General features: G+C 66.4%; 26 protein-coding genes. 7 read left to right on the plus strand and 19 right to left on the minus strand.

Annotated elements, in window-relative coordinates; all coding sequences use genetic code 11:
* Nucleotides 1-36: 36 nt before the first annotated feature.
* Nucleotides 37-570, plus strand: coding sequence for a DUF2867 domain-containing protein (locus AC5RWX_RS14215; protein ID WP_493940669.1), 534 nt, complete (start codon nt 37-39; stop codon nt 568-570).
* Nucleotides 571-642: 72 nt separating this feature from the next.
* Here AC5RWX_RS14215 and AC5RWX_RS14220 read toward each other — a convergent pair whose 3' ends face one another.
* The 7 genes from AC5RWX_RS14220 to AC5RWX_RS14250 all read right to left on the minus strand — a co-directional run bounded on the left by AC5RWX_RS14220 (nt 643) and on the right by AC5RWX_RS14250 (nt 5,632).
* The gene (locus tag AC5RWX_RS14220; protein ID WP_493940670.1) at nt 643-843 is read right to left on the minus strand and encodes a GDCCVxC domain-containing (seleno)protein; all 201 of its coding nucleotides are present in this window, start codon (nt 841-843) and stop codon (nt 643-645) included.
* A 3-nt stretch (nt 844-846) separates the two neighbouring features.
* Nucleotides 847-1,521, minus strand: a complete 675-nt coding sequence (locus tag AC5RWX_RS14225) for a DsbA family protein (RefSeq protein WP_493940671.1) — start codon at nt 1,519-1,521, stop codon at nt 847-849.
* Nucleotides 1,518-2,315 (minus strand): cation efflux transmembrane domain-containing protein, encoded by a 798-nt coding sequence (locus AC5RWX_RS14230; protein WP_493940672.1) that lies wholly within the window; start codon nt 2,313-2,315, stop codon nt 1,518-1,520. Before AC5RWX_RS14230 ends, AC5RWX_RS14225 begins: the two co-directional genes overlap by 4 nt.
* The gene (locus AC5RWX_RS14235; RefSeq protein WP_493940673.1) at nt 2,315-2,650 is read right to left on the minus strand and encodes an ArsR/SmtB family transcription factor; all 336 of its coding nucleotides are present in this window, start codon (nt 2,648-2,650) and stop codon (nt 2,315-2,317) included. The genes AC5RWX_RS14230 and AC5RWX_RS14235 overlap by 1 nt, the downstream gene beginning before the upstream one ends.
* Nucleotides 2,651-2,968: 318 nt before the next feature.
* A complete protein-coding gene (locus tag AC5RWX_RS14240) occupies nt 2,969-3,619 on the minus strand; it encodes a hypothetical protein (protein ID WP_493940674.1) in 651 nt (216 codons plus the stop codon).
* Between the two features lie 383 nt (nt 3,620-4,002).
* Nucleotides 4,003-4,827 (minus strand): DUF8083 family protein, encoded by an 825-nt coding sequence (locus AC5RWX_RS14245; protein ID WP_493940675.1) that lies wholly within the window; start codon nt 4,825-4,827, stop codon nt 4,003-4,005.
* Nucleotide 4,828: 1 nt separating this feature from the next.
* On the minus strand, nt 4,829-5,632 hold the full coding sequence (locus AC5RWX_RS14250; protein ID WP_493940676.1) for an exodeoxyribonuclease III: 804 nt from the start codon (nt 5,630-5,632) through the stop codon (nt 4,829-4,831).
* A 139-nt stretch (nt 5,633-5,771) separates the two neighbouring features.
* On the opposite strand from AC5RWX_RS14250, the gene AC5RWX_RS14255 reads away from it, so the two are divergent.
* Nucleotides 5,772-6,374, plus strand: coding sequence for a uracil-DNA glycosylase family protein (locus AC5RWX_RS14255; protein ID WP_493940677.1), 603 nt, complete (start codon nt 5,772-5,774; stop codon nt 6,372-6,374).
* A gap of 3 nt (nt 6,375-6,377) precedes the next feature.
* Here the strand turns inward: AC5RWX_RS14255 and nadE are convergent, their stop codons facing one another.
* From nadE to AC5RWX_RS14295, 8 genes are all read right to left on the minus strand, one after another.
* Nucleotides 6,378-7,202 carry an NAD(+) synthase gene (gene nadE, locus AC5RWX_RS14260; protein WP_493940678.1) on the minus strand — a complete coding sequence of 275 codons (825 nt, stop codon included), beginning with the start codon at nt 7,200-7,202 and terminating at the stop codon, nt 6,378-6,380.
* A gap of 187 nt (nt 7,203-7,389) precedes the next feature.
* Entirely contained in the window at nt 7,390-8,385 is a 996-nt protein-coding gene (locus tag AC5RWX_RS14265; RefSeq protein WP_493945076.1) for a sugar phosphate isomerase/epimerase family protein, read from the minus strand.
* Nucleotides 8,375-9,574, minus strand: coding sequence for a Gfo/Idh/MocA family protein (locus AC5RWX_RS14270; RefSeq protein ID WP_493942263.1), 1,200 nt, complete (start codon nt 9,572-9,574; stop codon nt 8,375-8,377). The genes AC5RWX_RS14265 and AC5RWX_RS14270 overlap by 11 nt, the downstream gene beginning before the upstream one ends.
* A gap of 107 nt (nt 9,575-9,681) precedes the next feature.
* Entirely contained in the window at nt 9,682-10,530 is an 849-nt protein-coding gene (locus AC5RWX_RS14275) for a sugar phosphate isomerase/epimerase family protein (protein ID WP_493942264.1), read from the minus strand.
* 123 nt (nt 10,531-10,653) lie between these two features.
* Entirely contained in the window at nt 10,654-11,880 is a 1,227-nt protein-coding gene (locus AC5RWX_RS14280) for a substrate-binding domain-containing protein (RefSeq protein ID WP_493942265.1), read from the minus strand.
* Between the two features lies 1 nt (nt 11,881).
* The gene (locus AC5RWX_RS14285; protein WP_493945078.1) at nt 11,882-12,991 is read right to left on the minus strand and encodes an ABC transporter permease; all 1,110 of its coding nucleotides are present in this window, start codon (nt 12,989-12,991) and stop codon (nt 11,882-11,884) included.
* The gene (locus AC5RWX_RS14290; protein ID WP_493942529.1) at nt 12,988-14,046 is read right to left on the minus strand and encodes an ABC transporter permease; all 1,059 of its coding nucleotides are present in this window, start codon (nt 14,044-14,046) and stop codon (nt 12,988-12,990) included. The genes AC5RWX_RS14285 and AC5RWX_RS14290 overlap by 4 nt, the downstream gene beginning before the upstream one ends.
* Nucleotides 14,043-15,653 carry a sugar ABC transporter ATP-binding protein gene (locus AC5RWX_RS14295; RefSeq protein WP_493945079.1) on the minus strand — a complete coding sequence of 537 codons (1,611 nt, stop codon included), beginning with the start codon at nt 15,651-15,653 and terminating at the stop codon, nt 14,043-14,045. Before AC5RWX_RS14295 ends, AC5RWX_RS14290 begins: the two co-directional genes overlap by 4 nt.
* 115 nt (nt 15,654-15,768) lie before the next feature.
* On the opposite strand from AC5RWX_RS14295, the gene AC5RWX_RS14300 reads away from it, so the two are divergent.
* Entirely contained in the window at nt 15,769-16,968 is a 1,200-nt protein-coding gene (locus tag AC5RWX_RS14300; protein ID WP_494097550.1) for an ROK family transcriptional regulator, read from the plus strand.
* Nucleotides 16,969-17,139: 171 nt separating this feature from the next.
* Complete coding sequence (locus tag AC5RWX_RS14305; RefSeq protein ID WP_494097551.1) at nt 17,140-17,589, plus strand: hypothetical protein; 450 nt, start codon at nt 17,140-17,142, stop codon at nt 17,587-17,589.
* Nucleotides 17,590-17,593: 4 nt separating this feature from the next.
* Here AC5RWX_RS14305 and AC5RWX_RS14310 read toward each other — a convergent pair whose 3' ends face one another.
* Nucleotides 17,594-18,274 (minus strand): alpha/beta fold hydrolase, encoded by a 681-nt coding sequence (locus AC5RWX_RS14310; RefSeq protein WP_494097552.1) that lies wholly within the window; start codon nt 18,272-18,274, stop codon nt 17,594-17,596.
* A gap of 166 nt (nt 18,275-18,440) precedes the next feature.
* Between AC5RWX_RS14310 and pyrE the strand changes: the two genes are divergently transcribed.
* Entirely contained in the window at nt 18,441-19,019 is a 579-nt protein-coding gene (pyrE, locus tag AC5RWX_RS14315; protein WP_494097553.1) for an orotate phosphoribosyltransferase, read from the plus strand.
* Nucleotides 19,020-19,044: 25 nt separating this feature from the next.
* Nucleotides 19,045-20,055, plus strand: a complete 1,011-nt coding sequence (locus AC5RWX_RS14320) for a thioesterase domain-containing protein (protein ID WP_493945082.1) — start codon at nt 19,045-19,047, stop codon at nt 20,053-20,055.
* A 112-nt stretch (nt 20,056-20,167) separates the two neighbouring features.
* Here AC5RWX_RS14320 and AC5RWX_RS14325 read toward each other — a convergent pair whose 3' ends face one another.
* Together AC5RWX_RS14325 and AC5RWX_RS14330 are read right to left on the minus strand one after the other, a co-directional pair.
* Nucleotides 20,168-20,665: a YciE/YciF ferroxidase family protein gene (locus tag AC5RWX_RS14325; RefSeq protein ID WP_494097554.1), complete on the minus strand. Its 498-nt coding sequence runs from the start codon at nt 20,663-20,665 to the stop codon at nt 20,168-20,170.
* 134 nt (nt 20,666-20,799) lie between these two features.
* Nucleotides 20,800-21,606: an HAD-IIA family hydrolase gene (locus AC5RWX_RS14330; protein WP_493945083.1), complete on the minus strand. Its 807-nt coding sequence runs from the start codon at nt 21,604-21,606 to the stop codon at nt 20,800-20,802.
* Between the two features lie 151 nt (nt 21,607-21,757).
* Between AC5RWX_RS14330 and AC5RWX_RS14335 the strand changes: the two genes are divergently transcribed.
* Nucleotides 21,758-22,498 (plus strand): TrmH family RNA methyltransferase, encoded by a 741-nt coding sequence (locus AC5RWX_RS14335; protein ID WP_494097561.1) that lies wholly within the window; start codon nt 21,758-21,760, stop codon nt 22,496-22,498.
* Between the two features lie 282 nt (nt 22,499-22,780).
* On the opposite strand, the gene AC5RWX_RS14340 is transcribed toward AC5RWX_RS14335, so the two are convergent.
* A complete protein-coding gene (locus AC5RWX_RS14340) occupies nt 22,781-23,794 on the minus strand; it encodes an NUDIX domain-containing protein (protein WP_494097555.1) in 1,014 nt (337 codons plus the stop codon).
* Nucleotides 23,795-23,896: the final 102 nt, after the last annotated feature.

Here is a 23,896-nt window from a genome sequence, read left to right on the forward strand (position 1 = left end):
GACCTCGAATCATCTGTACCCACAGCGGCTGCCCCCATGAAAGGCGAACTCATGCACCCCGAACTCCAACGCTATTCGAAGTCAGCAGACCACCTAGACAGGGTGAGCGCCAAAACATCACTGTCTCTGCGTGAGGGCATCAGCAACATCCTGTCGTGGCAACCGATCTGGCTAAAGGCGCTGTTCGTGGCTCGTGGCGGGCTGGCCCGCCTAATGCGCCTCGAACACCCATCCGGCCGGACGAACCGCGCACCTCGCCCGGCAGAGATCAGCCTCCGCCCCGGCGGCAGGCTCGCCTTCTTCACGGTTTCCGCAAGCAAGGAAGACACCTACCTGGTGCTCACCGCCGAGGACACTCATCTAATCGCCCACCTCATCGTCGAGGTCGAGCCGACCGGAACCGAGCCCAAGAACAATTTCCAAATCACTACCGTCGTGCATTACCGCCGTTGGACGGGGCCGCTCTACTTCAACTTGATTCGGCCTTTTCACAACATCATCATGCGCCGCATGATTACTGCAGCACTGGTGCATTCCCCCGGTTTTCCGCAGATCTTCCCGAGCAGATAATCGTAAGTACGTCGGGCATCCCTTGAAATGGTTGCGTAAGTGTGTCCCGTGAAAGCAGTTCAATGACCGGTGTTAATCGTTGGACTCCTGCTTGGAGGGGCAGGGAACGGTCCTGAATGAGCAGAACACGCAGCAGTCCCCTTCGAGAGGCCTCACACGTTCGCCGCAGGCCGGGCATCCCCAGAAGAACTGGCATGCATCCGTGGGCATTTGTACGGTGGCTTCCTGCCCGCACCCCGGGCAGGTCACTACGGATGTCAGTTGATTAGTCATGCCCTATTCCAATATGGCGGCGTTGATGAACTGTTCGAACTCCTCCAACGTGGAGGGGGAAATCTTTTCCCCGTCGAGGAAGAAAGTGGGGGTTCCGCTGACACCCAGCCCGAGACCGTCGTTCTTGTCCGTTTCCACCCGTGCGGTGGTGGCAGGGTCTGCCATCGCAGCGTCGTAGGCCGCCATGTCCATTCCCAGGTCTTCCGCGTAGCCGCGGAAAGTGCCGGCCTGCGACTCCTGCGAATGTCCCCACTCGGTCTGGGTCTCAAACATGCGGTGGTACATGTCCTCGAACTTCCCCTGCTGGGCGGCCGCCTCGACCGCCACAGCCGCAGTCAGCGAATTCGGGTGGCCGGGAAGGGGGAAGTATCGGCTGACGACGGTCAAGTGGTGACCGTATTTCTCTCGCATTTCCTCTACTAAGGGATACGCGGCCAAGCAGGATTCACATTCGAAGTCCAGGAACTCTACGAGAACCGCCTTCTCGTCCTTGGCGGTTGACAGGCGGTGACTCTCCTCCCGCACCACTTCAGCGGACGCGGCGGCGGCAGTCTGCACTTCCTGGTTGTTCCTGTTGATCAAGGCGGTCATGACCAGAACGGTCAGCACAAGGCCCACGACCAGGGCGATGGCAATCTTGTTGGGCGTGCTGATGGAAGTCTTCGCGGGCAAGGTCATTTGCTCCCTTCTGTCTGATCCGGCGGGCAGCAGGAGCAGGTATCGGTTTTCTGCTTGGCGGACAAGATGAGTGTCTCTCCTTGCGGTGCAGGCACCTCCGCCATCGTGGCAGCCGCTGCCATAACGGGGACTTCGTCTTCGACATGCTGATGCATACCCGGAGCGCAACAGCTGTCCCCGCGCCAGGCCTCAAGGCCTTCCTTGACGGCTACCGCCGCGATGACCAGCGCGGCGATGGGATCGGCCCACGACCACCCCAGTGTGCTGTTCAAGAGCAGGCCCACGAGCAGCACCGCCGACAGGTACGTGCAGAGCAGGGTCTGCTTGGAATCGGCGACGGCTGACCGTGACCCCAGTTCCCGTCCCGCACGGCGCTGGGCCCAGGACAGCACGGGCATGATGGCCAGGCTCAGTGCAGCTAGGACAATGCCAACTGTCGAGTGTTCTGCTTCGCGGGCTCCCAGCAGGGAGCGCACAGCATCGACGGCGACGAAGGCCGCAAGCGCGAAGAAGGAGAAGGCAATGAAGCGCAGCGCCTTCTTTTCCCGGCTTTCCGGATCGCGTCCAGCGAATTGCCAGGCGACAGCCGCAGCAGATGAGACTTCGATCAGGGAATCAAGACCGAACCCGATTAGGGCACTGGAGTCAGCGGCAGAGCCGGCGGCGAGGGCGACCACCGCCTCGATCACGTTGTAGGTGATGGTCGCTGCAACGAACAGCCGGATGCGCCGCGACAGAACCGCCCTGCGCTCCGGAGAAGTGGTCGCGACGGCGGCATGGGTATGTGTAGCCATCAGCAGCACCCCTTCTGTCCGCTGTCCGCGCAGGCTTCCGGGTCAACGGCCAGCACCACACTCAACAGATCCCCCAAGGCGTCCCCCAGCTGCGAATCTGCCAGCTCATACCTTGATCTCCGACCTTCCGGAACCGAGACAACCAGCCCGCACCCGCGAAGGCAGGCCAGATGGTTGGACAGGCTTTGCCTGCTCACCCCGATCAGGTCCGCCAAGTCGCTCGGATACGCCGGGGCCTCCCGCAGCGCCAGCAAAATCCGTGCTCGAGTCGGATCGGATAGGGCGTAGCCGAAGCGGGAGAGCACAGAAGAATGAGTCAGAGTTTCCGTTGCCATAACCCCAGGATAGTACAGCCAAAGCTGTATTCATGAATTGGTGTATTAACGGCCATCATCCCGCAACTGGAGGGCGGCCGGAATCGCCAACTCCATTGAAACAACCGGGCCGCCTTCCTTCTCAATTTAGTTGGCAAAATCCTTGGTCGTGAGTGCCAACTAAATTGAGAACGGCCACACCCCGTTGGGTCCGGTCGTCCACCTGGGTGCGGGAAAAGCCCGAAGGGTTAGGGCGGGCAACTGCCGACCTTGAGAAGGGGAGGTGTTGGTGCCTCCGGAACGATCGCCACTCACTCCCTTCAATCACCGGGTCCCGCCTCAGCGGCGGGCGGGGAGGATCGTCGTCGTGACGGCCACGGCCTGCGGCGTGCGGGGGACGGAACTGAAGCTGAAGCGCACGGGCGGATCCACCGGCGCGAGGGGCCCGAGGCCGACCCCGTTCCAGCTCGCCGCGGCGCGCTCTACGCTTCGGATGGAGCGCACGCCATAGTACTCCCGACGTCCGCCTCCGGCGGAGCCGGCGGTGGCCACCCCCGGGAGCAGGATCCCCGCAGCGCGGTTCACGGCTGTCAGCCACGCCGGGTGGACGGCGATCCAGGCGGGGACCAGTTGCAGCACCCAGCCCAGCGCTGTCACGGGGCCCAGGTCGGCGCGCAGCTCCAGCGGGCCGCCGGAAACGCGGAGGACCAGTGCGGCGGTCCCGGGTTCGTTCCCCGGTTCCGCGCTCAGTTCCCCGGCGGCGCTCAGGCTGGCGTCCAGCGGCGCCACCACCACGTCGTCGAAGCGGTAGGTCGCGGACACATAGTCGGCGACCGCCCGGTTGGGGGCCAGCAGCATCCGCAGCCCGTCGCGGTCCTCGGTCATGACGTCCGTGAAGGCGCCGAGCGGCGAGTCCAACCAGTGCCCGACCACCAGGCGACGACCCGCGCTGGTGCCCAGACCCGCGATGAACCCTGAAAAGCGTTCCATCCGGCTACCGTACGGCTCCGGCCGGCCCCGCCGCACGCCGTTGCGTAGAATCAACGTCGCCGCTGTCAAAAGGACCACCTCGGCCAAGCTATATTTCCGCTAAGGCCATGAACTCTGGGAAGTCCGCCGGCCTGCTGTAGGCGTCGTTCAACTACGAGTACCGAGACCATTTTCCATCTGAACCGTCAAGCACTGATAACCCTGAGTATGTCGACGAGACCGCCCACCTGGGCCTCCAACAAGTCACACTTTACGAAGCAACGCCAGACGGTGCCTCTATCAGCTGCGGTGAGCTGTGGCATTTCGGCCGACGCAAAATGACCATGCCGGATCGTTCGACGAAACCGAGAGGCGGGAGCACGCGGCGTTGCTGGCTGGAGTAGTCAGGAGGCGCGGGCCAGTTGGCGGATCTTGATCCAGCGGCCGGCCAGGCGCCGGTAGGCGGCAGCGGCACCGGTCATGTCTCCGTCGGCGAGCGATTCAATACCGGCGTGCACGTCCGAGGGTGATTCGTCCGGGTAGACCAGTTCGGCCACGCGGCCGTAATCCAGCTCCACGATGGCATCCGCCGTGAAGGTCTCCAGCCACTCGATCAGCTCGGTTAGTTCTTCCAGCAGATCAAGCCCAGGGGCGGCCACGGCCAGCGATGCCGCAGCGTACCGGGCCCGGTCGATGCACTGCGGAACTGGGGCGGCCAAGCGGACGGTCTGCAGCGTGTGGTCCGTCTCCACCTTTTCGGTGTGGTCGTCCTCGCGAAACAGCACGAACCAGCCGAACGGAATGCCCCAGGTGGAGCTGCGGGTGTGCAGCTTGGCGAGGGACTCCACAAAGTTGTCCGGATCCAGCCGCGACTGCTGGGCGTCGCGTGCGGCTTCGGGCACCAGCAGCCCCAGCAGCGGGTCCCGCAGACTGCTGGAGAGCGATTCGGCGGCCAAGGTACTGCGGACGGCCAGCTGGTTGGGGCAATACCGCGGGGCGGTGATGCCATCGGCCGTGGGGTAATGCAGCACCCGGATCAGGTCCTCGCTGGAATGCGGGAACGGATCGGACACCGTGCGCGTGATCCGGCGCAGCGAGTCACCGCGGTCCAGATTCTCCGTCACGTCCCGACCGCGGCCGCGCTGGCTCATAATGAGCAGCTGCTGGTCGTCGTCGAACACGTCGAGTGGTTCGAAGACCCGCAGGTAGGAGACGTACGGAAACTTCATCTCAGTCCAGCTCCGCGATGACCGGGGCGTGGTCCGAGGCGCCCTTGCCCTTGCGCTCCTCGCGGTCGATCATCGCGCCGCTGACGCGGGCGGCCAGAGCCGGCGAGGCCAGGATGAAGTCGATGCGCATGCCTTGCTTCTTGGGGAAGCGCAGCTGGGTGTAGTCCCAGTAGGTGTAGACGCCGGGACCGGGGGTGTGCGGCCGGACGACGTCCACGAATCCGGCCTCTTCGAAGGCGCGGAAAGCAGCACGCTCCGGCTCGGTGATGTGCGTGGCGTTTTGGGCGCGGAACCATTCGATGTCCCAGACGTCGTCGTCGGTGGGGGCGATGTTCCAGTCACCCATCAGGGCGAGGTTCAGGGTGGGGTCCGCCTGCACCCAGCTGGCGGCCTCCTCCTTAAGGACCTTCAGCCAGTTCAGCTTGTAGGGCATGTGGGGATCGTTGACCGCGCGGCCGTTGGGAACATAGAGGCTCCAGACCCGCACGCCGCCGCACGTTGCCCCGATGGCGCGCGCCTCGGCGGCGGTGATCTCCTCGGTCTTGCCAAAGTGCGGCTGGCCGGGGAAGGTCCGTTCAACGTCATCCAGGCCGACCCGGGAGGCGATGGCCACGCCGTTCCACTGATTCAGGCCGAAGTGCGCCACTTCGTAGCCATTGTTCTCGAACAGGTCCCACGGGAAGTTTTCATCCTTGGCTTTGGTCTCCTGGATGGCCAAGACATCCACGTCTGAGCGCTGGAGCCAAGCCTCAACACGGTCGGCGCGGGCACGGATCGAGTTCACATTCCAGGTAGCAATCTTCACAACAGCTACGTTACCCAACCGGCGCAGGGTGCGCTTCTCGTCCGGGCCAAACGGGCCCCGAGGAGGCGAAACGGGCTCGGCGGTGTTGAAACGGCGCGCTGCCCCTGCGGCTTTTTAGGGCCGAGGGTATGTTGGAGACATGTTCGCCGATAAGCCGCAGACCCTCGCAGATCCGAACGAACAACAGCAGCGGAAAGCCATGCTGCAAACCGAGCCGGCCATTCAAGAACTTGAAGAATGGCGGGAAGAATATGCCAAGACACGGGCGGAGCCCGTACCGCATTTTGACCCGGCAGACGCCGGATCCGCTGCCCGCGTGCTCTTCTTGCTCGACAGCCCCGGAAGCAGCACAGTCACCGCCGACGGGCTCGGATTCGCCTCAGTCGACAACCCGGACCAGGCCGCCGAGCGGTGCTGGAACGAACGGAACGAGGCGGATCTGCACGACGGAATCCTGCAGTGGAACACGGTGCCGTTTTTCCTGGACGGCGCCGAGCCGACACCAATTCAGACCATCGCCGGGATCAAGGCGCTCAAGTCGGTCCTGAGGCTGCTGCCTCGCCTTGAAGTGGTCGTGCTGTGCGGGACGTTCACCAAGAATCAGTGGGCCAAGCACATGGGTGCGTTCACCCGGCCTACCGTCATCAAGGCGCCCAATCCTGGCGGCAAGGCCCTGATTAGCAAGAAAAACCAGGAAGACTTCCGGAAGGCCGTGCGGCGGGCGAAGGGCCTGGTCGGCTGAGCATCAGCTCCGCCACCACTTGTCCAGGATGGACACCGGGGTGGTGCGCTTGTGCCGGGTCATCAGGTAACGCTGCTCGATCATCTCGGCGACCTCATCAGGGACCACGCCGCCCTCTAGGTATTCGTCGATGTGGTCATAGCTGATGCCCAGCTCGTCTTCATCCGTGCGGCCCGGCTTGTCGTCCAGCAGGTCCGCCGTCGGCACCTTGTGCGCCACCTGGTCGCTGGCGCCAAGGTATGCCAGGAGTTGGCGGTTCTGCCGCTTGTTCAGACCAAAGAGCGGCAGCACGTCGGCGGCACCGTCGCCGAACTTCGTGAAGAAGCCGGTCACCGACTCTGCGCCGTGGTCGGTGCCCAGCACCAGGTAATTGTGCTGTCCGGCCAGCGCGTACTGGGCCATCATCCGGGCACGGGCCTTGATGTTGCCCTTGTTGAAGTCCGTGATCGCCTCACCCGTCGTCGCCGTGAACTCGGACTGGAAACCGTCAACGGCCGACTTGATGTTGAACGTCCATGTCGACGTGGGCTTGATGAAGTCCATCGCGGCCTGCGCGTCTTCTTCGTCATGCTGGACGCCGTAGGGCAGCCGTACGGCCACGAACGTGGCTTCGAGGCCCTCAGCCTTGAGTTCGTCCACGGCCAGCTGGGCGAGCTTGCCGGCAAGGCTGGAGTCGACCCCGCCGCTGATGCCCAGCACATAGCCCTTGGTGCCGCTGGCTTTGAGGTAGTCCTTGAGGAATCCGACGCGCCGGGTGACTTCCTGCGCCGGGTCGATGGAGGGCTGGACGCCCAGTTCGTCAATGATCGTGGCCTGAAGATCGCGCATGACCACAGCCTACTGGAGGACCCCGGCCGGATGCAGGGGCGGCCGCCGGACTGCCTGTGCGAGTTTCGCTCCCACGTCTTAGCGGGGCCGCCGGCATCGCCGCAGGTCAGGGGCACGTGATGGTCTAAGACATGGGAAGTTAGTCCTATACGTGGGAGCGAACGCTCCAAACCGCCCGCGCGCAGCCCTACTGCTTGAACGCCGCGTCGAACGAGGTCTCGGGCGGGTCAAAGTCGAACCGCTTTAGGAACTCCAGCGCTTCCGGCGCTCCCTGCAGCCGGTCCATCCCGGCGTCCTCCCACTCCACCGAGATTGGCCCGTCGTACCCGATCGCAGCCAGCGCGCGGAAGCTGGCCTCCCACGGCACGTCGCCGCGCCCGGTGGAGACAAAGTCCCAGCCGCGCCGCGGATCACCCCACGGCAGGTGCGAGCCCAGCCGGGTGTTGCGCCCGGTGATCCGCAGCTTCGTGTCCTTGCAGTCCACGTGGTAGATCCGGTCCTTGAAGTCCCAGATCAGCGACACCGGGTCGATGTCTTGCCACATCATGTGGCTCGGATCCCAGTTGATCCCGAACGCCTCGCGGTGCCCCACGGCCTCCAGCGCCCGCACCGTGGACCAGTAGTCATAGGCGATTTCGGACGGATGGATCTCATGCGCGAACCGCACGCCGCATTCGTCGAACACGTCCAGGATGGGGTTCCAGCGGTCGGCGAAGTCCCGGTAGCCGGCGTCGATCACGTCTGCCGGCACCGGCGGGAACATCGCCACGTATTGCCAGATCGAGGACCCGGTGAACCCCACCACGGTCTTCACTCCGAGCCGCTGCGCCAACCGCGCGGTGTGCATCATCTCCTCGGCCGCCCGCGTCCGGACGCCTTCCGGATCGCCGTCGCCCCACACGCGCTCGCCGACGATCGCTTGGTGCCGGAAATCGATCGGATTGTCGCAGACGGCCTGGCCCTTGAGGTGGTTGGAGATGGCCCACACCTTCAGCCCGTAGCGCTCCAAAATGCCCAGCCGGTCGGCGATGTAATCGTCGTCGTCCCAGCGCCAGGCATCCAGATGGTCGCCGGACACAGCGATTTCCAAGCCGTCATAGCCCCAGCCGGCGGCCAACTCCGCCACCTTCTCGAAGGGCAGGTCCGCCCACTGGCCGGTGAACAGGGTGAAGTTACGAGGCATCGGTTGCTCCTGTCGCTGAAAGATCGTGGCGGGTGCCGGATTCGGCGAGGACGACGGCGGTGCCTTCCTGTGCGGCGCTGCGCACCATGGCGTCCAGCACCTTTTGCACCGCCAGGCCGTCCTCGAAGCTCGGATTGGGTGGCGAGCCGGCAGTTACCGCGGCCAGGAAATCCGCGGCCTGGCTGGTGAACGTGTGGTCCCAGCCGAGCACGTGCCCGGGCGGCCACCAGGCCTGCAGGTAGGGGTGCGACTGCTCGGTGACCAAAATTTTCGCCGCACCTGCCAACCCAGGCGGGGCACCGGCGTCGTAATAGTGGAGTTCATTCAGCCGCTCCAGATCAAAGCTGAGGTACCCGCCCGACCCATACACTTCGATCTGCAGCGCGTTCTTGCGGCCGGTGGCCATCCGGGTGACCTCCAGGCTGGCCACCGCACCGGAATCCAGCCGTAGAGTGGCCCACGCGGCGTCGTCCACCGTCACCGCTTCCGGCCCGTCCGGACCCTGCCGGGTGCCCACGAAGGTGTTCAGCGTTGCGGACACGGAGGTGACCCGCGCGCCGAGCAGGAAATGGATCTGGTCCACAGCGTGCGAGGCCAGGTCGCCAAGCGCGCCGGAGCCGGCGGTCTCCCGACGCAGCCGCCAGGTCATCGGCGCGGCATCGTCGGCCAGCCAATCCTGCAGGTAAGCGATCCGCACCTGCCGCACGGTGCCGATCCTGCCGTCCGCGATCAGCTGCCGGGCCAGGGCCAGCGCCGGAACCCGCCGGTAGTTGAAGCCGACCATCGCCTGCACGCCGGCCGCGCGGGCGGTGCGGGCCGCGGCCGCCATGAGTTCGGCCTCGGCCACCGAGTTGGCCAGCGGCTTCTCCACCATGACGTGCTTGCCGGCCTCCAGCGCGGCCACGGCCAGCTCGGCATGCAAGTGTCCCGGCGTGCAGATGTCCACGATCTGCACATCGTCGCGCTCCAGCACGGCCCGCCAATCCGTGGACCCCTCGGCCCAGCCGTACCGGGCGGCATCCGCGGCCACGCCGTGCGGGTCCCGGCCAGCCAGCACCCGCTGGGCCACAGCGGGCCCGCCGGGATAAAAGGCGGAGACGTTGCGCCAGGCATTGGAGTGCGCCTTGCCCATGAAGGCGTGCCCCAACACCGCCACGCCCAGCGGCGGCCCGTCCGGATTGGCGGTCATCGTCTTCTCCTTCGTGCTCGTCAGTCTGTGGTGCGGCTCTGTCTGTCGTGGTGGCGGGACCAGCGGAGGCCCAACGGGCCTGCGCCGCCACGACCGCCCCTCCACGGTCAAAGGCTCCGCAGGAACGCCAGCCCGTCCTCGGCCAACCGGTCCTGACTGGGTGCCAGCGGCCGCCAGATCGAGGCGGCCGTGGCGATGGCGGCGTTGTCTGCGGTGAAGCTCTCGATGTTCAGCGGGCCGGTATAGCCCACGTCGTCCAGCGCCTTGACCAGCGCCGGCCAGTCCGTTTGGTCGCCGCCCGGAGCTCCGCGGTCGTTGCCGCAGACCTGCAGGTGGACCAAGTGTTCGCCGGCGGCGCGGATGGCCGCGGCGCTGGAACGTTCTTCAATGTTCAGGTGGTAGCTGTCCAGCGCCAGCCCCACGCCGTGGCCGAGCAGCGGTTCCAGCGCTTCGAGCGCCTGCTCCACGGTGTTGATCAGCGATGTCTCGTACCGGTTGAGCGGCTCGATCCCCAGCACGACGCCGGCCGCTTCGGCTAGGGCGGCCAGCGGCGCCAGATTCGCGCGCAGCTGGCGGTACGCCTCGGTCCGCTCGTCGGCGTCGATCCGCCAGACCCGGCCCGTGCTCGAGTAAAACGGGCCGCACACCGCCGGGGCGCCGAGGTCGTGCGCCAGGTCGATGCAGGCTCCCAGATAATCCTGGGTATCCTGCACCGACCCGGCGTCGGCCAGGACCAATTCGCGGCCCGGCGCCATGGCGCCCACCAGGTAGGGCAACAGGTGCGTGGCCGCAAGGGCGTCCCGGGCGGTGCCGGCGGTGAAGTCGCCGGGATTCTCCAGCGGCAGTTCCACCGCGTCGAACCCCATCCCGGCGATCTTCGCCAGCAGCTGCGGCAGCACGGCATCGGTCAGGGGGGACTGCCACACCCAGGTGTTGACCCCGATCGGCCGGTCCATGATGTACCTCCCTCAACTGGCGCTGGTGCCGTGCACGGTGCCGTATGTGATCCGCCCGAACAGGGGCCCGGGCGGGAACAACGTGTCCGGCCGGGCCCCCACCTTCGGCCGGACACGCCTGCCTTAGGGAATCTGGCGCTTCTGCCAGACCTCCGGGTAGCCCGGCAGGTCCTCGCCGCCGAACTTCGCATAGTGGCCGTCCGGCATGCCTTCATTGCGTTTCAGCCAGTCGTCCAGCTCCTCGGCCGGGATCGGCTTCTGCGGCAGCACCCACTCGGCAGGAATTTCCTCGCCGGCGAAGATCTTCTGCACCGCCAGCAGCGGCGTGCGCCACTGGAAGTTGGAGTAGACCGGGGCCAGTGCATCGATGCCGGTGTCCTTCCACTTGCGCAAGAAGCTCAGCTCGTCCTCGCCGGTCATCACCGGCAGGTCCTTGCCGGCGTCCTCGAACGCCTCGATCGCGGCCACTGCGCCGTCGCCGGCGTCCATCCAGACACCCTGCACATCGCCGGTGGCCAGCTCGTCGGAGATGATCTTCTTGATCTCGGTTGGGTCGGCGCCGGTGAAGTAGTCTTTGGCCTCGATTCCCTTCTCCTTGAAAATTTTCTCCGCCGCCGCCCAGCGCTGCTCCAGCACGTCCACACCGGGCAGGATGCGCAGTGCCACCACCTTGTCGCCTTGCTTCAGCCGGTCGGTGAGGAAGTTGGCGCTGTCGATGCCCCAGGCGAACCCGCCAATGGGATGTATGAATGTGGTGGGGCAATCGGTCTCCACGCCGCGGTCGAACACGACGACCGGCTTGCCGGTCTTGCAGGCCCGTTCCACGGCCGGCGTCAGCGCCGCCGTCGCGTTCGGCGAGATCACGAACGCGTCGCACTTGCCTTCGCTGATGAAGTAGTCGATGTCGGCAATCTGGGTGTCGGAGTCGTCCTGCGCGTCGCGGGTCTCCATCTCGGAGATCACGCCCTTGTCCTGCAGCACCTTCAATTGCTGGTTCATGGTGATCCAGCCGGTCTGCCGCCATGGGTTGGAGATGGACGCGTTGGCGAAGCAGACTTTCTTGGCCCCCTTGGAGGCGAAGTCCGAGGTGTCGGTCATGTCGCCGGCGATGTACTGCAGCCAGGGTTGTTTCTCGTCGCCCTGGAAGTCGGCCGTGCGCTGCTCGAATTGCTTGTCATAAAGCTCTTGGTTGAACCACTCGGTGGAGGCCTCGCTGGTCTCTGCCGGAGCTGACGCGCCGGGGCTGCCGGTGTTTTCGGTGATCGACTGATCGGTGGTGCAGGCCGTCATGGCCAGCAACGAGCCGGCCGCTGTGAGCGCGACCGCGGTACTCAGACGTTTCCTCGTCATGTCAGTTCCCTCCCTTGTCGGTGCCCTCAGCGGGCTCTGGTGCCGCAGTGATTCGTTGTTGTTCGGATTGCGCGGCCGCAGAGCCTCCGCGGCGCTTGCGTTGCCAGGACTGCGCGGCGGCAGCCACGGCGACGATGATGATGACACCCTGCACGGTGGGCCGCCAGGTGGACGCCACGCCCATGAAGGTCAGCAGCGCGAACAGCGATTCCAAGGCGAAGGCCCCGGCCGCGGCGGAGAGCACCCAGCCGCGTCCGCCGCCCAGCACCACCCCTCCGAGGACGACGGCGGTGATCGCCGTGAACTCGTAGCCTCGCCCTACCGACGGGTGGACTCCGGCGTAGCCGACCAGCAGGATTCCTGCGACGGTGGCGGCGAGCGAGGAGAGCATGAAGGCCCGGGTGCGCACCCACCAGACGCGGGCGCCGGTCAGCGCGGCGGCGACGTCGTTGTCGCCGACGGCCAGCAGCGTGCGTCCGTAGGGGCGGCGCATCAGCCAGAAGGCAAGTACCGCCACCACGGTCAGGATGATCACCGGGTAGGGGATGATCTCAAGCACCGGGACGTCCTTGATGCCGCCGCGGCCGATCTGCCGGAAACTGTCCGCCGGGTTTCCTTGCGCGGCGCCGCCGGTCCAGTAGAGCACCAGGCCCAGCAGCGCCAGCATCATGCCGAGCGTGACGATGAAACTGGGCACCCGCAGCAACGTGGTGATCAAGCCGTTGATCAAGCCGATCACCGCGCCAAGGACAAACATCAGCAGCAGCACCGGGATGACCTTGGAGTCGTCGTCGCGGATCAAGTTGCCCGCCACGATCACCTGCATGGTGACGACCGACCCCATGGACAGGTCGAATTCGCCGGAGACGATCACGAAGTACTGCCCGATCGCGGCGATCGCAATCGGGGCGGTGCGGCCGATGAAGCGGATGAGCGATTCGGGCTCGCCGAACGATGGGTTCAGGATGATGATGGCGACCAGCAAGGCGAGGAGCAGCACGAAGACACCGCCGCCGGGTGTCCGCAGGCCGCGCAGGAAACGTTCGCCGCGGCTGGCCCGGTTCTGCTGCAGCACCGCGCGGCCGGCTGCAGGGTCCAGAATCGTGCTCATGGCTGCACCTCCTTCTGGAGACCGCTGCGCGCGCCGTGCCCGAAGCGCGGGGGCCGGGTGACGATGGTGCGGCGGGCGTAGACAGCGACGGCGACCACGATCACCACGCCCCTGACCACGTCCTTCAGGAACGGGTTAATCTGCAGCACGGACATGATGTTGTCCAGCATCGCGAAGATCAACACGCCGCCCAGCGTGCCGACCACTGAACCCTTGCCGCCGGCCAGCAAGGTTCCGCCCAGCACGACGGCGGCGATTGAGAGCAGGTCGTAGCCGCCCTGCGAGCCGACCGTTGGGCTGCCGACGCCCAGCCTGCTGGCCAGCAGCAGACCTGCCATGCCGGCAAGAACCGAGCAGATCACGTGCGCGGTGATCACGGCGCCTGGAACACGGACGCCGGACATCCGGGCGACGTCCCGGTCGCCGCCCACCGCGTAGATGTGGTGGCCGATCCGCGTGCGGTGCAGCATCACCAGCACCAGCGCGGCGCAGGCGAGCATGATCAGGGTGGAGATCGGCACCGGCCCCAGCCCGGTGGCACCGATCAGCCGGAAAGAGAGCGGAGCCTGGCCGAAACTGCCCTTGAAGTTGGTGCCCAGATAACCGCTGATCACCAGGCCCATGCCAAGCGTGGCTATGAAGCCGTGCACCTTCAGGCCGGCGACTATCAGGCCGTTGGCCAGGCCGATCACCGCCGAGACGCCCAGGGCCAGGGCCACGGCGGCCGGCACATTCCCGCTCTGGTTGGCCATGACGCCGGCGGCGATCAGGCTGGCCAGGCTGGTCACATACGATACGGAAAGATCGAGACTGCCGACCAGGATCACCAGGGTCTGGCCGATGGCGATGAAGCCCAGCACGCTGGTGCCGGTCAGGATGGCCGAGATGTTGCCGGGGCTGAAGAAGCTGCGGCCGGTGGTGGCCACCAGGATGCTGCCGGCGATCAAGACCAGCAGCGCCACCAGGTAGACGATCTGGGTTGAGCTCAGTCTGGCAAAAAACCCGCCGGCCTGCGGTGATGGCGTGGCCCGGGTTGCGGTGCGCGTTGTGGTCATGCCGTTCCTCCGGTCGTGCTGCCGTCTTCGGGCGTTGTGCCTGGAACCCGAGCGCCGGTGGCCAGCCGCAGGATTTCCTCTTCGGTGGCGCCGGCGGGGAGCTCACCGGCGAGCCGCCCGTCGCGCATCACCAGGATCCTGTCGGACATCCCGACCACCTCCGGCAGCTCGCTGGAAACCATCAGCACCCCCTTCCCCTCGGCGGCGAGTTGGCGCATCAGCCGGTAAACCGCCACTTTGGCGCCGACGTCGATGCCCCGGGTTGGTTCGTCCAGCAGCACCACGCGCGGGGAGACCGCCAGCCACTTGGCCAACACGATCTTCTGCTGGTTGCCGCCGGAGAGGTATTGCACTTCCTGGTCCAGGTCCCGCGCAACGACCTCCAAGGTGCTGAACGAGCCGGCGACCTCGCGGCGCACGGCGGCGGTGCGGCCGGGGAATACGGCGCGGACCACGCCCAGCGCGTTGTCCAGCAGCGACTGGTTCAGGCTCAGGCCCTGCGCCTTGCGGTCCTCGGTGATCAGCGCGATGCCGTGCCGCACCGCGTGCCGCGGCGAGCGGAGCCGGGCCGGACGGCCATCCAGCTGCATGATGCCACGGTTGAATGGTGCGGCGCCGAACACGGCCTGCAGTAATTCGGTGCGGCCGGAGCCCTGGAGCCCGGCGACGCCGACGATCTCGCCGGGCATCAGCCGCAGCCCGATGCCGTCCAACTGGTCGTTGCCGGCGTCGGCCAGTTCCAGCAACGGGGTGCTGGCCGCGGCTGCGCCGGGAGCGGCAGCCGCGGTTTCGGACGCCGGCACGGCGGGGAGTTTGTCCGGGAAATAGGCGGAGATGGGCCGGCCCACCATCATCCGCACCAGTGACGCGTCGTCCAGCTCGGCGGCGGGTTTGGTGTCCACAATCCGGCCGTCCTTGAGCACGGTGATGGTTTGGCAGAGGTCGAAGATCTCGCGTAGCCGGTGTGAAACGTAGAGGATTCCAGTGCCGCGCTCGGCCAGCCGTTGGACGATGCCGTACAGCAGGGAGACTTCCGGGCCGGACAACGCGGCGGTCGGCTCGTCCATGGAGATGATGCGGGCGTCGTAGCTGACCGCCTTGGCGATCTCCACAATTTGTTGCTCGGCCACGGACAGCGACCGCGCCAGCGATGTGGGTCGGATGGACCCGATGCCGAGGGACTCCAGCAGGTCCGCGGTGGCGGCATTCATCTTCGCCCGGCTAACCAGCGGGCCCTTGCGGGGTTCGCGGCCCAGATAAATGTTCTCGGCCACCGTGCGGTCCGGCAGCAGGTTGAATTCCTGGAACACCGTGGACAGGCCGGCTTCGTGAGCCTGCGTGGGATGGCCGAACTGCACGCTCTGCCCGCCCAGCAAGACGGTTCCGGAGTCGCGCTGGTAAACCCCCGCAAGGATCTTCATCAAGGTGGACTTTCCGGCGCCGTTTTCCCCCACGACGCCGTGCACCTCACCCGGGTGCAGCGTCAGCGACGCATCCTGCAGTACCGGATTCCCGAAGAAACTCTTGGTCAGCCCGCGCACTTCGAGCACAGGCTTGTCCTGGTTGGGGCCGCTCACGGCCGCATCGTTGCTGACAATGCCCTCCACGCCCCCACTGTGGCACGTGTCACATACTTTTGTCGATAGTCCAACATAAGCTGATAAAAGCGTTCTCTTAGTCTGCCTAGAGACAAACAGAAGCGGGGCATGCTCTACTGAAAGTGTGTTGAAGTCCGACGTCGCCCCGCAGCGGCTGGCAGCGCAGCCAGCCGCAGGAGCCAGCGAGGTATTCCAGCTGCTCCGAGATGGTCAGCCCCGCACCCGCGCCGAACTGGCGCAGCTGACCGGTCTGGCCCGGTCCACGGTGACCGCACGGGTGGATGCCCTGATGCGGGTGGGGCTGATCGCACCCGTCGGCGGAGCAACCTCGACCGGCGGCAGGCCGCCGTCGTTGTTTGCGCTCAACCCGGCCGCGCGGCTGGTGGTCGGAGCCGACCTGGGTGCCACGCATGCGCTGGTGGTCGTAGCCGACCTCTCCGGCACGGTGCTGGCCGAAGAACGCGCCGAACTGAGCATCGCCAGCGGCCCGGACAGCGTGCTGGGCTGGCTATGCGACGCGGTGGCGCGGCTGCTGAAGCAGGCCGACCGCAGCGCGGCCGACCTCGGCGCGATTGGCATCGGATTGCCCGGGCCGGTGGAGCATGACACTGGCCGGCCGATCAACCCGCCGATCATGCCGGGCTGGGACCGCGTGGACGTTCCGGCCCTGGTGCAAGAACACTTCAAGGTACCGGTACTGGTGGACAACGACGTCAACATCATGGCACTGGGCGAGCAGGCGATGGCCTGGCCGGACACTGCCGACCTGATGCTGATCAAGGTGGCCACCGGGATTGGCGCCGGCATTATTTCCTCCGGCCAGTTGCAGCGCGGGGCGCAAGGTACGGCCGGGGATTTGGGCCACGTGCGGGTGCCGCGCGGCGACGGCGTGGCATGCCGCTGCGGCAACACCGGCTGCTTGGAGGCACTGGCCGGCGGGCCGGCGCTGGCCGCGGCGTTGTCGGCCGAGGGGAAGAAGGCAGACAGCAGCCAGGATGTCATTGACCTGGTGCGCTCCGGCGACTTGCAGGCGATCCAGGCCGTGCGACAGGCCGGCCGGGACATCGGCGACGTGCTGGCCACCTGCGTCAACCTGGTCAATCCCTCGGTGATCGTGATCGGCGGCCGGCTGGCGCAGGCCGGTGAGCACCTGCTCGCAGGCATCCGTGAAGTCGTCTACCGGCGCTCGCTGCCGCTGGCCACCGAACACCTGCGGATCGCTCCGTCCGTGGCCGGGCAGCGAGCGGGCGTGCTGGGGGCCGTGTCGCTGGCGATCGGTCACGTGCTCTCGCCCGAAGCGATCGAGGCCGCGGCGTCGGCGTAACGGCGTTGCCGGACCGGTCGCCGTCGAAGCGAGCGCCGTCGACACGAGCGTCCGTGGGCCGCCAACTTCCCCGTTTGTGAAGTTATCGTTTCGCAACCTGTTGAACCTTTCCCGCCTGCAATTGCGCGGCTAGCGTGAGACAAACGCCCATCCATGGACGGCAGGGGAGTCATGCGCACGTTGGTCAAGATCGCAGCCGGTGCTGCTCTACTGCTGGCGGTGGCTGGCTGTGGTGGCCCGAACGCCAGTGTCGCTGCCTTGGCAAAAGCCCCTGCAGCGGGCGACGAACTTCCCGCTCAGGTAGAACTGCCGCCGGAGGCGGATCCGGACAGTGCCCGGTTGCTGGCTGAGCAGGACGATTATGCGTTCTACACTGCTCGCACGGCCCCGAACGGCTTCTGCGTTGTCATTGTTAACCAAGAGATCGAGGCAAACTGGGTGGCCGGGTGCACGACGACGCTGCCCCGTCAATTCACTCCCAGCGATCCAAGCCTCATCGAGGTCAGCGGCGCCGGTGGCGGCGTCACGGCCAAACTGGCAGTCGACGGATACAACGTGAGCAAAGATCTGGCCGATGGGTGGGAGCAGCTGCACCCCAACCTGCTGGTGCGCGGACTCTAGCCGGCTATTCGCTCAGGTAGCTCTCCAGACGGTCGGCTAATTCCTGCGGGTGGCTCAGCGCCACGCAGTGGCAGCCGGGGATCTCGTCCGGCACAACGCCCAGCCGCTCGGGCACGACCCGACGGAAGAAATCGGCGGGGAAGAAGCGGTCGTCCTTACACAGGATGAACTTCGTGGGCACGTCCGGGTGGGCCGCCAGCGGCCAGGGCTCAGTCTGGGAAGCTTCCGACTGGCCTCGCTCATAGCTCAAGGCCTCCTCGGCCAGCTCGAGCGGGACGCCGTTGTAGAAGCAGATGAAGGGGTCCGAGTTGCCGGTCAAACCGCCGTCCACGGCGGCCTGCTCCTCGGCAGCCTGGCTGTACCCGGTATTGGCCCACCAGTCCGCAGGCCGCTCACCGGGAGCCGGGACCATTCCCGCAAGGTAGACCAGCAGCTTGACCGGCAGCCGGGCAGCGATCAGCGGCGCGGTGAAACCGCCAAACGACTGGCCGACGACCACCAGGTCCTGCCGGTCGCCGATCTCCCGTACTACCGCGTCTGCCGTCGCGTCCAGCCCCATGGTTTCGTCCTCGCTGGGCAAATCCGGGGCGACCACGTCGTGCCCTCGGCTACGCAGTTCCGCCTCCACCAAATGCCAATACCAGCCAACATCCCCGGCCCCATGAATCAACACAAAGGTGGCCATCTGTGCAAACCTCCCCTAGCTCGCGTGGCCCTGATTATGGCAGGCCGGGCCTGAATGGTCACTGGTGGGCGTACGTACGATGCCCCGTGGCAAGGAAATATCGCGCTGCGCTTCCCCGCGTCACGGATTCCGAACGTCACCGAAGCAACCCCATAGACTGGGGACCATGACCCAGACTTCTGCGGCCGATCCAGCGGCCGACCGCGCCCGCCTGCTCGAACTGATCAAGGAGCTGGCCGTGGTGCGCGGCAAAGTTACGCTGTCCAGCGGTGCCGAGGCCGACTACTACATCGACTTGCGCCGGGTCACCCTGCACCATGAAGCGTCCCGCTTGGTCGGCAGGGTCATGTTGGCCATGCTCGATGAGGCCGGCATCGAGTTCCAGTCGGCCGGCGGCCTGACGATGGGTGCCGACCCGGTAGGCACCGCCCTGATGCACGCAGCCGCAGACGCCGGCCGCGCCGTGGACGCCTTCGTGGTGCGCAAGGCGCAGAAGTCCTACGGAATGGGCCGCCAAGTGGAGGGCCCCGACGTGAAGGATCGCTCCGTCGTCGTACTGGAAGACACTTCCACGACCGGCGGCTCCGCGCTGGCCGCGGTGGAGGGCGTGCGCAACGCCGGCGGCCAGATCAAGGCGGTGGCCGTCATCGTGGACCGCGACACCGGTGCCAAGGAGCGCATCGAGGCTGAAGCCGGCGTGCCGTATCTGTTCGCCTTCGGCAAGGACGAGCTGGGCCTGGACTAGCCGCGGCAGGCAGCCCACCACACTCATGGATGTACGCAGGAACAAGGCCGCCCGGCAGCTGCGCCTGGCCAGCGACCTGCACCGGGTCTCGCGGCGCTCGTTCCTGATCGGCGCGGCCTTCGGTCTGGGCACCGCCGCGGATCTGGCCGCCACCCGAGCCATCCAGGGCATGCGCAATGAAGCGCAGATCCTCACGCTGGCGGACGAAACCGCGGACCGGCGCTTCCCGCGCTCCAGCTGGGTGCTGTTCCCGGGGTACAAGACCAGCTGGGAGGAAGGGCTGTGGATCCTGAACTCGCTGCGCCCTGGCCTGACGGAGCGCGGCCGGCTGGCGGTGGCTGGCTATTCGAACCGCGGACTGGATCTGGCCGAGCTGACCGAGGTGCTGCAAAAGCACATCCAGGACAACCGCTTGGAGACGCTCTACTTCTACGGGCACAGCTTCGGCGGCATGGTTGCGGTGGAGATGACCGCGCGGCTGCGGGCCAAGGGCTTCCCGGTGGAGCTGATCCTGATGGACTCCTCCCCGTACAGCCGCTTCGACGTGCTGGACAAAACCATGTTCGAAGGCGTGGTGTTTCTGTACGAGGCCGGCTACCGGGTCCCGAGTTATGTGCGCGGAGGGTATGAGCTGGGTGAGCGGATTGTGCACAAGAACGAACGCAGCTGGCGGCAGATCGTGGAGCAGACCATGGAGCAGTTGTCCCCGCTGGCCGTCTCCAGCACGCTGATCCAGTCGCAGTCCTCGTACATTTACCACTTCGATGCGCACCGGTTCAGCCACAGCATGGGCGAGACCAAGATGGCGTGGATGGGTAATCCGGCAGACCAAACAATCAACTACACCACGGCCCGGCGCAGCTGGCTGGTGAACTACGAGGCGAACTTCCTGACCAACAATCTGGTGACCGAGGGGGCCCGGCCGGCCCACGCAAGTCCGCAGTGGAATTCGGCGATCTACGTGCCGATCATCCAGCAAGTGGAGGATGAGTTCTTCCCGCTGCCGGTGGCTGGCTCCAAGGCGCAGTTCTTCTAACGCAGCATCAAGGCACGTTGCCCTCTTCGGCAACGCACGCCTTCTGCGTCAAGGGAGCGGGCCGCTTGCGCGGCGCCGCTCCCTCAAACTGTCCGGACTTAGATCAGTGGCGCTACTTCGCGGCAGCGGCAGCTTCCTGGGCGAGCTTCCGGCCGAACTCGGTCAGCTTGTCCCGCGTGCTTTCCTCCTGGCCCAGAATCTGCTGGAGCAGTTCCACCACCTCGGTGTGTCCCTGGGCTTTGGCCGCCGTGATCAGCGTGGTGTAGCAAGCCACCTCGTGGTGCTCCGTGTCCAATGCCCCGGCCACGATGACCATGTCCACCAGGCTCTTGTCCACCTTGTCCAAGGCGACCTGTGCTTCTTCGGCCAGACCCTTGCTGGCCGGTGAGCGCTGTTCCTTGGCCTCCTGGCCCAGCGCGGCAAAGCACTTCTCCAGGTTGGTGATTTGCTCGCGGGTCTCTTCCTGATGGTGGCCGAGCATGTCCTTCAGCTCTTGGCTCTGCGCGACTTTTTCGTTCTCCTGAAGCGTCTTGAGTACGTCGTTTTCCGCCCGGAGGGCGACGCCAAGCTTGAAGGCGAGAAGTTCGTCGGGGGTGGTCAGTTCAGCCATGTACAACTCCTTTTTCGGCGGGTCGTTACTCAGTATGCTTATCATTCCCCGCCGGTGGGGCACAACCTGCGCACGGTTACCGCGCCCTGTCCATCTACGCGCGGGCCCCGTAGGCGTCTAGGTGTTGGTGTCCATCAGATCAGCGGAATCAGTTCTGCCACAGAGTCGAAAGTTTGGTTAGGCCGGAAGGGGAAGCGGGACACGTCGTCGGGCTGGGTAATGCCGGTGTAGACCAGCACCGTGTGCAGCCCGGCCTCCATGCCGGCGACGATGTCCGTGTCCATCCGGTCGCCGATCATTGCCGTGGTCTCAGAGTGGGCATCGATTTGGTTCATGGCCGAGCGGAACATCATCGGATTGGGTTTGCCCACGATGTACGGCATGCGGTTGGTGGCCTTGCTGATCAGCGCCGCGATGGCTCCGGTCGCCGGCAGCAATCCCTCGCTGGATGGGCCGGTGGCATCCGGGTTGGTGGCGATAAAGCGTGAGCCGGCCAGGATGAGCCGGATGGCCTTGGTGATGGCTTCGAAGGAGTAGGTTCGCGTTTCGCCCAGCACCACGTACTGCGGGTCCCGGTCGGTCAAGATGAAGCCGGCCTCGTGCAGAGCCGTGGTTAGTCCGGCCTCGCCGATCACGTACGCGCGGCCGTGCCCCTCCGAAGGGGGCGTCTGGTTGCGCAGGAACTGGGCGGTGGCCAGCGCCGACGTCCAGATGTTCTCCTCGGGCACCTCCAGGCCGGCCTGATGCAGCCGTGCGGCCATGTCCCGGGGAGTGAAAATGGAGTTGTTGGTCAGCACCAGGAATCGCTTGGAGGTGTCCACCCAGCGCTGGATCAGCTCAGCTGCGCCCGGGATAGCGGTGCTCTCATGTACCAGCACGCCGTCCATGTCGGTAAGCCAGCACTCGATGTCGGCCGGCGTGCGGGTCTTCTGCAGGTGCATGGTTCCCTTTCGTGCAGGTATCGGTCTCAGTGTAGGTACAGTGCCGAAATGTCCCAGGCCAGTGCCGGCGGGACGGCGCGTTCGGCCCCAGTCTGTCACCTAGGCTTGGGGGGTGGAAAAAAACGCAGGTGAAGCCGAGGCCGCGCGGCCGCTGACCGTCGGGCAGCAACCGGGGACGCCCGGTCCGGGCGCCGAGCAGCACGGTCCGGGGGCGGACCAGGTCGCTCCCGGTGCCAACCCCGACGCTCCCGAAACCGGCGCCGCGGAGGTGAGCATCGGCGTCGGGCCGTGGGAGGGGCCGTTGCCGGAGGGCGACCACTGGGACCCGCAACTGCTGGCCGACGGTGACCGCCGCAACGTGACGGACCAGTACCGCTACTGGAAGCACGACGCGATCGTGGCGGACCTTGACTCGCGCCGGCACAATTTCCACGTGGCCATCGAGAACTGGCAGCACGATCTGAACATCGGCTCCGTGGTGCGCTGCGCGAATGCCTTTATGGCCAAGGAAGTGCACATCATCGGACGACGGCGGTGGAACCGGCGTGGGGCGATGGTCACCGACCGCTACCAACACGTCAGGCACCATCCCACGGTGGAGGACTTCGTGGCCTGGGCGCAGGGCGAGGGTCTGCGGATCATCGGGATCGACAATTTCCCCGACTCCGTGCCGCTGGAAACCTACGACCTGCCCGAGAACGCCGTGCTGGTGTTCGGTCAGGAGGGCCCCGGGCTGACGCCGGAGGTCCACGCCGCCGCCGACGCAACGTTGTCGATCGCGCAGTTTGGCTCCACCCGCTCAATTAACGCCTCCGCCGCCGCGGCCATCGCGATGCACGCGTGGATCCGCCGCCACGTCTTCGCCCAGCCGGTGGGAACGCCGGCCGGGTAGGTTTGCGGGCGGGCTGGCTCCGGTAGGGCTGGCCCGCTCAGCCGGGCGGGTGCGGGCGCTGGCCGGCTTGGATTTGGTCTCGCGGAGCAGCCTGGGGGCCCGGGCCGGCAGTAACTTCCCACGTATGGCAGTAACTTCCCATGTTTGAGGCCGCCCGCAGGCCTCTGACGTGCGGAAACATTTTTAGGGCCGTCCGAAACGTGGGAGCGAACGGTGCGTCCGGCGGCCGTCGCCCGGGTGGTTGGGGTGCTGCGCGGGCGGAACTTTCCGGAGTCGCCGCGGTCAGTCGAGCAGGTCCAGCAGCGTTCCCGCGCCGATTGACCGGGCACCGAGGTCCTCCACCCGTCCGCGCAGTCCGCGGTCCGACGTCACCACGGTCACCGACGCCTCGGGGTCGTCGCCGAACTGCTTCTCCACCTGAACCACGATCGCGTCGTCGCCCGACCCGGCCGCGTGCGCCACCTCCAGTTGCACGCCGCGGCGGTGCGCTGCCGACGCTTGGCCGGCGGAGGTGGCCCCGCCGTCGTCCCTTCGGGAAGCCACAGGCGGGGCGGCGCCGTCCCGGGCGGCGGCCGCCCCGCCGTCGTTCTCATAGCGACCTTCCGCGGCGGCATCCTTCGCGGCGCCTTCCAGCACGACGACGGTCTGCGGCCAGACAGTGCCGGCGGGCACGGCCAGCAGGTCGGCCGGAAGTCCCGGTTCCAGTGCGGTGCGCAGCGAGGTCAGCAGCCGGCGGGTGGCGCCGGCGCGGTCCTTCCACCAGCCGTCCGGTCGGGAGCCCACCACGTTCGCGGCGTCGATAATCAGCAGCGGCGGGTGCTCCAGCAAGGTGCGCAGCCGTGGCCACGCGTCGCCGAAGTGCGGGTGCAGCGGCAGATCGTCCACCTCATGCAGCGGCACCCAGGCCAGGGCAAGGCTTTCGGCGTCGGTAATGGCCGGTTCGAAGGGCCGCACGGTTCTGGCGGCAGCGGTGGTGTAGGTCCAAAAGCCCAAATCCAGCACCGAGGTGAACAGCGGCGCCAGCGCATCAAGCGGGACGTCGGCTTCCTCGTTCGCCTCGCGCAGGGCGGCGTCGACAGCCAGCTCGTCCTGGTGCCGCGCGCCGCCGGGGATTCCCCACGTGCCGCCAAAATGGCTCCACTGGGCCCGGTGCTGAAGCAGGATGCCGCGCTCGCGGTCCACCGCCAGCAGCCCGGCCGAGCCGAACCGGCCCCACATCCGGGTACCGTCCGGTCCTTCCACCCAGGCGTCGCCGGGATCGCGCGGACCGTGGAACGGCGGCGGGGTTGCAGTCATAACTCCAGCTTGCCACGACCGGCCACGCCACGGGGGAGCGAGGCAGCGGAGGTAACCCGGCTTCACAGACACCTGCCCGGATCCAACCGGGGAACGGCAGCC

Source organism: Arthrobacter sp. SPT-J7 (genome assembly GCF_059089965.1).

What these genes read in the sequence shown, in the direction of transcription:
- AC5RWX_RS14215 (WP_493940669.1), top strand. Translation starts at nt 37, where the DNA reads ATGAAAGGCGAACTCATGCACCCCGAACTCCAACGCTATTCGAAGTCA.
- AC5RWX_RS14220 (WP_493940670.1), bottom strand. Translation starts at nt 843, where the DNA reads ATGACTAATCAACTGACATCCGTAGTGACCTGCCCGGGGTGCGGGCAG.
- AC5RWX_RS14225 (WP_493940671.1), bottom strand. Translation starts at nt 1,521, where the DNA reads ATGACCTTGCCCGCGAAGACTTCCATCAGCACGCCCAACAAGATTGCC.
- AC5RWX_RS14230 (WP_493940672.1), bottom strand. Translation starts at nt 2,315, where the DNA reads ATGGCTACACATACCCATGCCGCCGTCGCGACCACTTCTCCGGAGCGC.
- AC5RWX_RS14235 (WP_493940673.1), bottom strand. Translation starts at nt 2,650, where the DNA reads ATGGCAACGGAAACTCTGACTCATTCTTCTGTGCTCTCCCGCTTCGGC.
- AC5RWX_RS14240 (WP_493940674.1), bottom strand. Translation starts at nt 3,619, where the DNA reads ATGGAACGCTTTTCAGGGTTCATCGCGGGTCTGGGCACCAGCGCGGGT.
- AC5RWX_RS14245 (WP_493940675.1), bottom strand. Translation starts at nt 4,827, where the DNA reads ATGAAGTTTCCGTACGTCTCCTACCTGCGGGTCTTCGAACCACTCGAC.
- AC5RWX_RS14255 (WP_493940677.1), top strand. Translation starts at nt 5,772, where the DNA reads ATGTTCGCCGATAAGCCGCAGACCCTCGCAGATCCGAACGAACAACAG.
- nadE (WP_493940678.1), bottom strand. Translation starts at nt 7,202, where the DNA reads ATGCGCGATCTTCAGGCCACGATCATTGACGAACTGGGCGTCCAGCCC.
- AC5RWX_RS14265 (WP_493945076.1), bottom strand. Translation starts at nt 8,385, where the DNA reads ATGCCTCGTAACTTCACCCTGTTCACCGGCCAGTGGGCGGACCTGCCC.
- AC5RWX_RS14270 (WP_493942263.1), bottom strand. Translation starts at nt 9,574, where the DNA reads ATGACCGCCAATCCGGACGGGCCGCCGCTGGGCGTGGCGGTGTTGGGG.
- AC5RWX_RS14275 (WP_493942264.1), bottom strand. Translation starts at nt 10,530, where the DNA reads ATGGACCGGCCGATCGGGGTCAACACCTGGGTGTGGCAGTCCCCCCTG.
- AC5RWX_RS14280 (WP_493942265.1), bottom strand. Translation starts at nt 11,880, where the DNA reads ATGACGAGGAAACGTCTGAGTACCGCGGTCGCGCTCACAGCGGCCGGC.
- AC5RWX_RS14285 (WP_493945078.1), bottom strand. Translation starts at nt 12,991, where the DNA reads ATGAGCACGATTCTGGACCCTGCAGCCGGCCGCGCGGTGCTGCAGCAG.
- AC5RWX_RS14290 (WP_493942529.1), bottom strand. Translation starts at nt 14,046, where the DNA reads ATGACCACAACGCGCACCGCAACCCGGGCCACGCCATCACCGCAGGCC.
- AC5RWX_RS14305 (WP_494097551.1), top strand. Translation starts at nt 17,140, where the DNA reads ATGCGCACGTTGGTCAAGATCGCAGCCGGTGCTGCTCTACTGCTGGCG.
- AC5RWX_RS14310 (WP_494097552.1), bottom strand. Translation starts at nt 18,274, where the DNA reads ATGGCCACCTTTGTGTTGATTCATGGGGCCGGGGATGTTGGCTGGTAT.
- pyrE (WP_494097553.1), top strand. Translation starts at nt 18,441, where the DNA reads ATGACCCAGACTTCTGCGGCCGATCCAGCGGCCGACCGCGCCCGCCTG.
- AC5RWX_RS14320 (WP_493945082.1), top strand. Translation starts at nt 19,045, where the DNA reads ATGGATGTACGCAGGAACAAGGCCGCCCGGCAGCTGCGCCTGGCCAGC.
- AC5RWX_RS14325 (WP_494097554.1), bottom strand. Translation starts at nt 20,665, where the DNA reads ATGGCTGAACTGACCACCCCCGACGAACTTCTCGCCTTCAAGCTTGGC.
- AC5RWX_RS14330 (WP_493945083.1), bottom strand. Translation starts at nt 21,606, where the DNA reads ATGCACCTGCAGAAGACCCGCACGCCGGCCGACATCGAGTGCTGGCTT.
- AC5RWX_RS14340 (WP_494097555.1), bottom strand. Translation starts at nt 23,794, where the DNA reads ATGACTGCAACCCCGCCGCCGTTCCACGGTCCGCGCGATCCCGGCGAC.